Raw genomic sequence first — 503 nt, 5'->3', positions numbered from 1 at the left:
CCCAGTGCGGGACCCAGCGCGGGCGCCTACCGGATCGTGAACGGCGCCAGCGGCCTGTGCCTGACCGTCCCCGGCAACAGCACCGCCGACGGCGTGCAGCTCACCGTCTCCAGCTGCAACGGCGCGAGCAACCAGACCTGGAACCTGTCCACCCAGGGCAGCGGCTTCCGCCTGGCCGCCGCCAACAGCGGCAAGTGCGCCGGGGTGAAGGACGCCTCCACCTCCGCGGGCAGGGCCGTCCAGCAGGAGTCCTGCACCGGCTCCACGTCGCAGACCTGGGAGCTGACCGCCTCGGGCTCCAACTACCGCATCGTCAACGCCAACAGCGACAAGTGCCTCAACACCAAGGACAACTCCACCTCCTCAGGCGCGCTCGTGCAGCAGAACTCCTGCGACTCGGTGTCCACCAAACAGTGGTCACTCCAGCCCACCGGCTCCCAGCCGCCCGCTTCCCCCACCCCCACCAGGACGCCGACGAGCAGCCCGACCCCCTCGCCGAGCAC

The 503-nt window shown here is 70.6% G+C and carries 1 protein-coding gene; it reads left to right on the top strand.

The features are described 5' to 3' along the window. On the top strand, window positions 1–503 hold a 503-nt coding region (locus HCK04_RS40540; RefSeq protein WP_142652796.1), incomplete at both ends, for an RICIN domain-containing protein.

The sequence above is a fragment of the Microbispora sp. CL1-1 genome (genome assembly GCF_012034195.1).
GTDB lineage: Bacteria > Actinomycetota > Actinomycetes > Streptosporangiales > Streptosporangiaceae > Microbispora.
Note: the sequence above shows the minus strand (reverse complement) of the source record. Positions and strands in the feature narration are given on the sequence as shown.